The 818-nt window shown below is 52.3% G+C and carries 1 protein-coding gene; it reads left to right on the forward strand.

Annotated features, from left to right (window positions below; translation table 11 throughout):
• Window positions 1–62: 62 nt before the first annotated feature.
• On the forward strand, window positions 63–767 hold the full coding sequence (locus ACFOMP_RS17360) for an IS6-like element IS26 family transposase (protein ID WP_001067855.1): 705 nt from the start codon (window positions 63–65) through the stop codon (window positions 765–767).
• The last annotated feature ends 51 nt before the right edge of the window (window positions 768–818 follow it).

The raw sequence follows: 818 nt of genomic DNA on the forward strand, positions 1-818 counted from the left end.
GCACTGTTGCAAATAGTCGGTGGTGATAAACTTATCATCCCCTTTTGCTGATGGAGCTGCACATGAACCCATTCAAAGGCCGGCATTTTCAGCGTGACATCATTCTGTGGGCCGTACGCTGGTACTGCAAATACGGCATCAGTTACCGTGAGCTGCAGGAGATGCTGGCTGAACGCGGAGTGAATGTCGATCACTCCACGATTTACCGCTGGGTTCAGCGTTATGCGCCTGAAATGGAAAAACGGCTGCGCTGGTACTGGCGTAACCCTTCCGATCTTTGCCCGTGGCACATGGATGAAACCTACGTGAAGGTCAATGGCCGCTGGGCGTATCTGTACCGGGCCGTCGACAGCCGGGGCCGCACTGTCGATTTTTATCTCTCCTCCCGTCGTAACAGCAAAGCTGCATACCGGTTTCTGGGTAAAATCCTCAACAACGTGAAGAAGTGGCAGATCCCGCGATTCATCAACACGGATAAAGCGCCCGCCTATGGTCGCGCGCTTGCTCTGCTCAAACGCGAAGGCCGGTGCCCGTCTGACGTTGAACACCGACAGATTAAGTACCGGAACAACGTGATTGAATGCGATCATGGCAAACTGAAACGGATAATCGGCGCCACGCTGGGATTTAAATCCATGAAGACGGCTTACGCCACCATCAAAGGTATTGAGGTGATGCGTGCACTACGCAAAGGCCAGGCCTCAGCATTTTATTATGGTGATCCCCTGGGCGAAATGCGCCTGGTAAGCAGAGTTTTTGAAATGTAAGGCCTTTGAATAAGACAAAAGGCTGCCTCATCGCTAACTTTGCAACAGTGC

The organism is Paracoccus simplex (genome assembly GCF_042648325.1).
GTDB classification, from domain to species: domain Bacteria; phylum Pseudomonadota; class Alphaproteobacteria; order Rhodobacterales; family Rhodobacteraceae; genus Paracoccus; species Paracoccus simplex.